General features: G+C 35.9%; 8 protein-coding genes and 2 pseudogenes. All 10 read left to right on the top strand.

Translation table 11 applies throughout. The annotated features are described in order from the left end of the window. Positions 1 to 1,079, top strand: a pseudogene (locus tag ACLTU0_RS08760) (TrlF family ATPase); the annotation flags it as partial. A gap of 742 nt (positions 1,080 to 1,821) precedes the next feature. Continuing rightward, a pseudogene (locus ACLTU0_RS08755) lies at positions 1,822 to 2,325 on the top strand (restriction endonuclease). Positions 2,326 to 2,853: 528 nt separating this feature from the next. Further along, a complete protein-coding gene (locus ACLTU0_RS08750) occupies positions 2,854 to 3,792 on the top strand; it encodes a TAXI family TRAP transporter solute-binding subunit (RefSeq protein WP_022229095.1) in 939 nt (312 codons plus the stop codon). Positions 3,793 to 3,814: 22 nt separating this feature from the next. Next, a complete protein-coding gene (gene gltS, locus ACLTU0_RS08745; RefSeq protein WP_022229094.1) occupies positions 3,815 to 5,005 on the top strand; it encodes a sodium/glutamate symporter in 1,191 nt (396 codons plus the stop codon). A 22-nt stretch (positions 5,006 to 5,027) separates the two neighbouring features. After that, positions 5,028 to 5,195, top strand: coding sequence for a hypothetical protein (locus ACLTU0_RS08740; RefSeq protein ID WP_022229093.1), 168 nt, complete (start codon positions 5,028 to 5,030; stop codon positions 5,193 to 5,195). Positions 5,196 to 5,287: 92 nt separating this feature from the next. Further along, positions 5,288 to 6,460 carry a D-alanyl-D-alanine carboxypeptidase family protein gene (locus tag ACLTU0_RS08735; RefSeq protein ID WP_022229092.1) on the top strand — a complete coding sequence of 391 codons (1,173 nt, stop codon included), beginning with the start codon at positions 5,288 to 5,290 and terminating at the stop codon, positions 6,458 to 6,460. Positions 6,461 to 6,586: 126 nt separating this feature from the next. After that, positions 6,587 to 6,877 (top strand): DUF2325 domain-containing protein, encoded by a 291-nt coding sequence (locus ACLTU0_RS08730; protein WP_022229091.1) that lies wholly within the window; start codon positions 6,587 to 6,589, stop codon positions 6,875 to 6,877. A gap of 49 nt (positions 6,878 to 6,926) precedes the next feature. Beyond that, the gene (locus ACLTU0_RS08725; RefSeq protein WP_022229090.1) at positions 6,927 to 7,496 is read left to right on the top strand and encodes a DUF3793 family protein; all 570 of its coding nucleotides are present in this window, start codon (positions 6,927 to 6,929) and stop codon (positions 7,494 to 7,496) included. Between the two features lie 49 nt (positions 7,497 to 7,545). After that, positions 7,546 to 7,974, top strand: a complete 429-nt coding sequence (locus tag ACLTU0_RS08720) for a flavodoxin (protein ID WP_412322083.1) — start codon at positions 7,546 to 7,548, stop codon at positions 7,972 to 7,974. Between the two features lie 129 nt (positions 7,975 to 8,103). Beyond that, positions 8,104 to 9,024, top strand: a complete 921-nt coding sequence (locus ACLTU0_RS08715; protein WP_412322081.1) for an ROK family protein — start codon at positions 8,104 to 8,106, stop codon at positions 9,022 to 9,024. Positions 9,025 to 9,147: the final 123 nt, after the last annotated feature.

Raw genomic sequence — 9,147 nt, 5'->3', positions numbered from 1 at the left:
GATATAGTAGTGAGTTTAATACAGACATCTTTGAAGATGTTTCCGCAGTATTGTCTCTAATTGATGTTCAACTCACGCAAATTGGTTCCTGCATTGATGAAATTGAAAAACAGTGCAACAGTGTGGGTGATATAATTTCCCGTTTGAAAGAGCAAACTGATAGCTTGGCAGATGAATTTGCCGAAATTAAAAGAGAGATTAAAGATGAAACTTTGGATGTTGATAGTTTTGTCAAAATGACTGCTGAGTTGCAAAAGACCAAGGAAAAGTTACAGTTACTAAGTGACGAAACATCCTCCAAATCAAAAATAGAAACATCATTTACTAAGGCAGCAAGAGAACGCAATGATGTTCTGTTGGCAACCTATAATGCGTATAAGGTCGAAACTGAACGTATTAATCAGAATCAAACAGAACTACGAATTGAAATCGCATTTAAGGGAGATCGAGAAGGATTCAAATCCCAATTGAAAAGTGATTTCAAGGGAACGGGAATCTCGGATAGCAAATACCAAGCTATTTGTGATAAGTTCACCGACTACACAGCGATAATAGAAGACTGGATTATTTGCGATGGCAGCGAACTGAAAAAAATCATTTCGTCCGGTGAATATGCTAAAATGGAAGAAAAACTTCGTAATCAATACGAAGAATTATTGAGCAGGCAAGTTGAAAACAAAGTAAACATCTATTATCACGGGAAGCTGTTGCGGCAACACTCGATTGGTCAACGAGCCTCGGCGCTAATTTTGTTTATATTGACACAAGATGATAACGATGTTATTTTTATTGATCAACCAGAAGATGATCTTGACAATAAGGTAATCTACGATGAGGTTATTACTGCTATTGCGCGGAAGAAACCGCATATGCAGTTCATATTTGCTACGCATAATGCGAACATCCCAGTGCTTGGCGATTCTGAAAGGGTCTTAGTAGTTGAGTATCAAGAAACAAAAATCGATGTAGTACAAGGAAATATTGACCTGAATTCGACACATAAACAAATTGTTGATATTATGGAAGGTGGCAAAGAGGCTTTTGATAAGCGACAACTTATTTATGCTTCTTGGCATTAAAATTTCTTATATATTGGCAACGAAATGGCAACAAAAAATCGGATTGCGTATGCTTTACTGATAATTCAAATAATATAGATACTCTCTGCTAAATCTCATAAGCAAAAGTGTTTAAGATTGATTTACAGGGAGCGAGTGGGAATAAGGGAAAAAACGGAAACCTATAAAAATAGGTTTTCGTTTTTTAGTGCAATTTAATTAGAATTTGCAAAGTAAATTATTTTCTTAGTAACTTTGTATAAAAAATAAGGACATTGATTTTGTGAATATTTTTAAAAATGAAAAAGACAAAGTATTTCTTTATAATAAGGTAGCGAATTATTGTTAAATTGTGATAGCATAAATTTGGGATAAAATAGAGAAAAACATAGAATAGTATTGCATTTGCTCGAGATTTAGAATATAATATGTGTTATCAAATAAGGCGTATTGTTATATGGAAATGATGTCTGCGAGGAAAAATGATTATAAATGGAAAATTTTGAAAAGATGAGTGGCTATTCTATGTGCAGAAAACAGAATAGAGAAATTGAAATGAAAACGAAAATATCAATAGTGAGAAAGCAGCGTTGATGATATTTTCAAGTAGAATTTGTTTTAACGGTCTATATAGAGCAACTAAAAAGGAATTATTTAATGTTTCTGGGAGTATATAAAAATCTGATAATTTACAATGAAAAGAATCTTGGGAGAATGTTGAAGCAATCATAAAGTATTACTATTTTTTAGGGGAGGTAATCCAATGGAGTATTTAGAATTGACAAAAGAAGAAGAAAAGGACTATATACAACAACTATATCATGCTTTTGCAACTGGCAGAGATTTTGAATTGTTTTTGAACTATTTTTTAAAAAGAATTGGATTCCAAGAAGTTGTAACTACTAAATATGTTAAGGATAATGGGATTGATCTAACTTGTACCAAACCCGGAATAGATCCACAAGGTTTAGATACTATGAATTATTATGTTCAAGCTAAGAGGTATCAATCAAAACATAACGTGCAAGCGAACGAGATTCGTGATTTTAAGTGAGCTACAAAACGAGATAAACAAGGAAATGTATTAAATAATAATTACATAAATTTATTTATCACAACTTCTTCATTCACAAAAGGTGCTATTGATGAAGCAGAAAGTAATCCTCATATGCCAACTATATTAATTGATGGAAAAATGCTACTTAATATGTGCATAGATAATGGTATGGTTTTTCATATAAACCCGTTTTTAAGCAAGAAACTATAAAAAATATTCTTTCGTTAAGTTCGCCACAAAATGCGAATATTGTTGATTGTAACGAAAATAATGAATATATAGTTGAACGAGAAATAACAGCAAATGACATAAGAGCAAGAATATTAATTGTTCCACAGATAATAAAAAATACCATAGATTGTTCTGCTGTGTCTATGGTGTTGGAAATCAATGGACAAAACAAAGAATTGAATTTAGATAAGTCACATAGATATTTTGGCGGAATAACACAAGTATACAAAGAATGTGGTTTGATAAATAAAGATAAAACTTATATAAAAAAACGTTCGAAATGGAAAATAGACAATGGCAAAATAATTGTTGTGATAGAATAGTAGAAACAATTATGTCTATAGATTTCAATATAGAATACTAAATACTACACTTCAAAATCATTTTACAGCGATTTTGGAGTGTTTTTTATTCTGTTACAGTTTATTGTAGAAATGTATTTAAAACATATTGAAAAAAATGTTGTTATATGTTAAAATAAATTGTTAAAAGAAATGGAGGGAGAACATGAAAAAAGTTTTATATATTTTAATCGCAGCGATCTCGGTAATGGCATTTTCGGGGTGCGGGATGAAAAACACGGTACAGATTGGTACGGGTGATGTGAACGGTACATATTATGCTTACGGCACGGAGTTAGCGGAAATATTAAACAACAACAGTGATGTTTATTTTAAAGTACGAAAAACAGCCGGTTCGGCGGCAAATTTACGTTTAATATCTCAAGAATATGTTGACATTGCATTTGTACAAAGTGATGTTATGAAAGACGCATACAACGGAACAGGATATTTTGACAAGGAATACAAAGGTTATTCGGCTATTGCCGGGTTATATACAGAGGCGATACAAGTGGCAGTGCCGAAAGATTCGGATATAAATTCAATAAGCGATTTATACGGAAAAAGTGTATCGCTTGGAGAAAAAGAATCGGGTGTATTACAAAATTCAAAACAAATATTATCGGCATACGGTTTAAATGAAAGTATGGTTGACGCTAAGTATTTATCATACACTGACGCAGCAAAAGCGATGAAAAACGGAAATCTTGACGCATTTTTCTGTACAGCCGGAACACCGACTCGTGCAATAACAGAAATTTCAGACGATATAAAGCTTATCCCTATTGACGGAACTGTTGCGAACAGACTTACAGAGCAATACAACGGATATGTAAAACATACAATAAAAGCAAACACATATGACGGACAAACAGAAGATATTGAGACACTCGGTGTGAAAATGGTACTGATTGCGAGTGACAAGATGTCAGACAACAGAGTAAAGTCAATCACAAAAAACATCTTCGGCAACAGCAACAAGTTTGGTTTTGCCAAAGATGATACATTCGATATGAACTTTGCAACAGAAAATGTTACTATACCGTTCCACAAAGGTGCAAGCGAATATTATGCGGAAAACGGAGTAAATGTTGCAACAGAATAAATAAAAAGGGGAAATGCAAAACATGAATCAGATTTCTTTAGATATGTACCAAACGCTTGGTATGGCGGTTGCGGTATTGTTTTTGGGAGCGTTTTTGAAAAAACGTATAAAATTCCTTGAAACATTTTGTATTCCGTCACCGGTTGTCGGAGGATTGATATTTGCGATTGTTTCGTGTATACTGTATGCGACAGGAATTTTGGAAATATCATTTGACGAAACACTTAAAAATGTATGTATGGTAATATTTTTCACGTCGGTAGGATTTCAAGCCAACTTGAAAGTATTAAAAAGCGGCGGACTAAGCCTTGTGGTATTTTTAGTTTGCGTAATAGTGCTTATTATAAGCCAAAACCTTGTTTCGGTAGGATTGGCAAAGTTGGTCGGGGTAAGTCCGCTTATAGGACTTAGCACAGGCTCAATACCTATGGTCGGCGGACACGGTACAGCCGGAGCATTCGGACCTGTACTTGAAGACTTAGGAATCTCGGGTGCGTCAACACTTTGTACAGCGGCGGCAACATTCGGATTGGTAGCCGGCTCACTTATGGGCGGCCCTATTGGCAGACGACTTATATTAAAGCACGACCTTTTAAAAACTGCCGTTATGGAAGATGACGCAACACTTGTTGAGGATGAAAAGAAACACAAGAGAAGTGTAAGTATGTATGCACCTGCAACATATCAAATTGCCATAGCAATGGGACTGGGAACGATTGTTTCGTGGGCACTGAGCAAAACAGGAATGACCTTTCCGATATACATAGGTGCAATGATAGTTGCGGCGGCAATGCGAAACATAAGCGAACACACAAACCTTTTCAACGTAAATATGGGTGAAATAAATGATATAGGTGGTATATGTCTTTCATTGTTCTTGGGCATAGCAATGATTACATTGAAATTATGGCAACTTGCATCATTGGCACTTCCGCTATTGATACTTCTTGCAGGACAAGTTGCGTTGATGTTTGTATTTACGTATTTCGTTCTATTTAACGTAATGGGCAGAAATTATGACGCGGCAGTGCTTGCGGCAGGTACTTGCGGTTTCGGAATGGGTGCAACACCTAATGCAATGGCAAATATGCAGGCACTTACAGAAAAATATGTGCCGTCAGTAAAGGCATACTTGCTTGTACCGATTATAGGCAGTATGTTTGCAGACTTTTTAAATAGTTTAACAATAACTTTCTTTATAAATTTGTTCTAAGAGTGATATGGAGGGATTTATTATGAAAAAGAAACCATTTATAACAGTTGAAACAGAAAATCTTGCAGTACCGGAAGTTCACATCGACAAGGAAGATGTAGAAGAAACAACCGATACGGACGATACAGAAACCGTTACATATGACAACGTGGCAGTGCCGGAAATACATATAAAACGTAAAAATAAATAGTAGATTTTCACATTTTACTTATAAAATGAATAGAAAACCATAAAAAGCATATTATAAATTCATACAGAAAAAACTTTACGGAGGATATAAGTATGAAGAGAGTAATATGCTTTTTTATTTGCGTATGTTTTATGATGCAGAGTGTTGCTGTATTTGCCGAAGGCAATACCGATTTAGGACTTAATGCAAAATCAGCAATACTTATGGAGGAAGCGACAGGTAATATACTTTACGAAAGCAATCCCGACGAGAGATTACCTATTGCAAGCGTTACAAAAGTTATGACTATGCTCCTTATAATGGAGGCTGTTGACAGTGGAAAGATAAGCCTTGACGATATGGTCACTGTAAGTGAAAATGCAATGAGTTACGGCGGAAGTACAATGTTTTTGGAAACAGGAGAACAACTTACTGTAAATGATATGCTGAAAGGTATTGCGGTTGCAAGTGCGAATGACGGTTGTGTGGCAATGGCAGAACATCTTGCAGGCAGTGAAAGTGCGTTTGTGGATATGATGAATGAAAAGGCGAAGGAACTCGGTATGGAAAATACTCATTTTATGAACACAAACGGACTTGATGAAGATGACCATTATTCAAGTGCAAGAGATGTTGCGATAATGTCAAGGGAATTGATGAAACATGAAACGATTTTTAATTACACGTCAATATGGATGGACACACTTCGCGGCGGAAAGTTCCAGCTTGCGAACACAAATAAATTGATACGTTTTTATGACGGCGCAAACGGACTGAAAACAGGCTCAACATCAAAGGCACTATGTTGTTTGAGTGCGGCGGCAAAAAGAAATGATATGCAGCTTATAGCCGTTGTACTCGGTGCACCGACTTCGGCAGAAAGATTTGCGTCAGCAAAATCACTTCTTGATTACGGATTTGCAAATTATGCGGTAAACACACAAATAACCGCCGGAGATGAAGTGCAGAAAATAGCGGTTGAAAAGGGCGTAGACAAAGAAGTGGGCGTTGTTGCAGGTGACAGCTGCTCAACGCTTGTGAAAAAAGGACAAGAGGACAATATTACCAAGGAAATAAAAATAGACGAAACGATTACCGCACCGATAGAGGCAGGACAAAAAATAGGAACTATGACAATAAGCCGTGACGGTGAAGTTATAGCGGATATTGATTTGAATGCGTCGTCGGCAGTTGAGAAAAAGGGAATAGGACTTATAATAAAAGACTTTTTCGCAACTATTTTCTTCGGAAGCAATAACGATACAGAAGAAAACAGCGAGATTTAAAAAAATATAATAAAATTGTTGACAAAATAATTTATGTATGGTAGTATATATATGGTTAGTAAAAACTAACCATATATTTTTAATCTGCCGTTAGTTTATACTAACTAAGAATAAGAGGTGTGTTAAGTGAGTATTGTAATAGTAGGCGGTCACGACAGAATGCACTGCCGATATAAAGAAATATGCAAAAAATTCGGCTGCAAATGTAAAGTGTTTACGCAATGTCCTGCGGATTTTAAAAATCAGATAGGCAATCCGGATATAGTTATTGTGTTCACAGGAACGGTAGCACATAAAATGGTAAGAGTTGCGTCAGGTCAGGCTGAAAAGTCGGGTGCAATTATAAAGCATTGTAATTCATCAAGTGCTTGTGCATTGAATGATGCACTTACAGAATGTTTCTGCAAAGCAGTATAAATATTTTTAATATTGGGTTAGTCTAAACTAATCATAAAGGAGAAAATTTATGCCGACAGAATATATTTTAGCATATCATTGTGCACCGGCATTTGCGGGTATAAAACCGTCTAATATAGCCTCGTGCAGTAAGCGTGAAAATCCGAATATAACCGTTCAGATAAAAATGCTTAACGAAAAGCTTAATAAAAACGATATTTACATAGATGTTTTGTGCGAATGTGGTGAACGTGTGCTTTTGATGGTGTATCGAAAACAGAAATTGTGCGAATACTTGCAAATAGATGATATAAAATCATTTTTGTGCGATAACGGTTATCCAAAAGAGTTTTCATTAATGAAATATTTGGCAATACTAAAGTCAAGGATATATGCACAAAGATTGATGAACAAGGAATTTCCGCACGAAATCGGAGCATTTCTCGGCTATCCTTTGCATGATATATACGGTTTTATAAATCATAAACACCAAGGCTGTCTTTTGACAGGTGAATGGAAAGTTTATGAGAACACAGAGCAAGCAAAAAAATTATTCTGTCGTTATAATAAATGCCGTAAGGCAGTAATTAAAAGAATTAATGAGGGAAGAACTCTAACAGATTTATTTTGTATAGCATAACTGCAAAGGGCAGTTTGTTAATAATTATTTTTTGAGGAGGTTCATACAAATGAGCAAAACAGCAATTATTTATTGGAGTGGAACAGGTAATACCGAGGCAATGGCAAATGCAATATTTGACGGCGCAAAAGAGATTAATGCAGATACAAAACTATTTTCAGTTGACCAGATAACAGCTGATGAGGCAAAGGATTATAATAACTTGATTTTGGGTTGCCCTGCAATGGGTGCAGAGGAACTTGAAGAGGGTGAATTTGAACCGTTTTTCGCAGAACTTGAGGTTAATCTTTCGGGTAAAAATGTAGCATTGTTCGGCTCATACGGTTGGGGCGACGGTGAATGGATGCGTGAATGGGAAAAGAGAGTTACTGACGCAGGCGCAAAGCTTGCCAATGAAAGCGTAATCGTAAATGATTCGCCTGATGAGGACGCTGTCACAGCGTGCAACGGTTTAGGTAAAATTGTAGCAACGCTATAATTAAATAGACTTCCCTAAGAGAAAAAATCTGAGTAGGTCATATTGGCTTGCTCAGATTTTTTTGCAAATAAATGCTTGTATTTTTATAGTATTTAGAATATAATATAATAAAAAGTGCAGGTGAAGAAAATGAAATATTACATAGGAATAGATTTAGGCGGTACAAATATTGCCGGCGGATTGGTTGATGAAAACGGCAAAATATTGAAAAAAATATCAATACCAACAGAAGTTGAGAGAGGGGAAAATGCGATAATAGATAATATCGCCGATTTGTGCGGAAAAATTTGTGATGAAAGCAATATCAAGCTGTCGCAAGTTGAAAAAATAGGAATAGGAGTACCGGGAACGGTCGATTCCGAAAACGGAATGATTATGTTTGCGTGCAATCTTAATTTTAATAAAGTAAGTATAAAGCCGATTGAAGAAAAGTGCGGTGTATCGGTTAAAATATTGAATGACGCGGATGCGGCGGCATACGGTGAATATGTTGCGTCGGGAAGTAAGGCGGATAGCTTTATTTGTATAACTCTCGGAACGGGAATAGGCTCCGGGATTATAATAAACGGCAAGATATATAACGGTTTTAACGGTGCAGGCGGTGAAATCGGTCATACTACGTTGATAAAAGACGGTGTACAATGCTCGTGCGGTCGAAAAGGGTGTTGGGAAAAATATGCGTCAGCTACTGCACTTGTTGCACAGACAAAAGCAGCGATAAAAAATAATCCCGAAAGCATAATGTCAAAAGAAACAGTTATAAACGGACAAACGGCTTTTCGTGCGGCTGATAAAGGCGATGAAACCGCATTAAAGGTTGTAGAAAAATATATTGAATACGTTGCAGAGGGATTGGTGAATGTAATTAATATATTCCAACCGAAAAAGGTTGTAATCGGCGGCGGTATCAGCCGAGAGGGTGAGCCGTTTATAAGCAGAGTAAGAGAATTTGTTTATAAGTATGATTATAATAAATACCTTGATAAAACCGAAATAACCGCGGCAGAATTGTTTAACGATGCAGGTATCGTCGGTGCGGCATTATATTAATTAAATATAGGGAGAAGAAAATGAAAAAAATATTTACCTTACTAACAATGGCAGCTATGCTATGCAATATGTTTGCGGTTACGTCTTTTGCGGAGGAAAGTGACAAAACGACAAGCAATACAG

The sequence above is a fragment of the Hominilimicola sp. genome (assembly GCF_046972485.1).
GTDB classification, from domain to species: domain Bacteria; phylum Bacillota; class Clostridia; order UBA1381; family UBA1381; genus Hominilimicola; species Hominilimicola fabiformis.
This window is presented reverse-complemented; position numbering and strand designations above follow the sequence as displayed.

What these genes read in the sequence shown, in the direction of transcription:
- ACLTU0_RS08750 (WP_022229095.1), top strand. Translation starts at nt 2,854, where the DNA reads ATGAAAAAAGTTTTATATATTTTAATCGCAGCGATCTCGGTAATGGCA.
- ACLTU0_RS08740 (WP_022229093.1), top strand. Translation starts at nt 5,028, where the DNA reads ATGAAAAAGAAACCATTTATAACAGTTGAAACAGAAAATCTTGCAGTA.
- ACLTU0_RS08735 (WP_022229092.1), top strand. Translation starts at nt 5,288, where the DNA reads ATGAAGAGAGTAATATGCTTTTTTATTTGCGTATGTTTTATGATGCAG.
- ACLTU0_RS08715 (WP_412322081.1), top strand. Translation starts at nt 8,104, where the DNA reads ATGAAATATTACATAGGAATAGATTTAGGCGGTACAAATATTGCCGGC.
- gltS (WP_022229094.1), top strand. Translation starts at nt 3,815, where the DNA reads ATGAATCAGATTTCTTTAGATATGTACCAAACGCTTGGTATGGCGGTT.
- ACLTU0_RS08720 (WP_412322083.1), top strand. Translation starts at nt 7,546, where the DNA reads ATGAGCAAAACAGCAATTATTTATTGGAGTGGAACAGGTAATACCGAG.
- ACLTU0_RS08725 (WP_022229090.1), top strand. Translation starts at nt 6,927, where the DNA reads ATGCCGACAGAATATATTTTAGCATATCATTGTGCACCGGCATTTGCG.